General features: G+C 57.6%; 1 protein-coding gene. It reads right to left on the bottom strand.

The features are described from left to right. Positions 1-264 (bottom strand): GTP-binding protein (locus AC2Q9J_RS18090; RefSeq protein WP_499042089.1); only part of this gene is annotated, 264 nt, incomplete at both ends.

The following is a 264-nucleotide window of genomic DNA, read 5'->3' as shown; positions in this document are numbered from 1 at the left end:
GTCGAAGTTGGCGCCCAGCTTGTCCATCTTGTTGATGAAGCAGATACGGGGCACGTTGTACTTGTCAGCCTGTCGCCACACGGTCTCAGACTGGGGCTCGACACCTTCCTTACCGTCGGAGACAGCCACGGCGCCGTCGAGCACACGCAAAGAGCGCTCAACCTCAACCGTGAAGTCCACGTGTCCGGGGGTGTCAATGATGTTGATCTGGTTCTTCTTCCAGAAACAGGTGGTAGCAGCGGAGGTAATGGTGATACCGCGCTC

This window comes from Planococcus sp. RAB007_Raresut (genome assembly GCF_057369535.1).
This window is presented reverse-complemented; position numbering and strand designations above follow the sequence as displayed.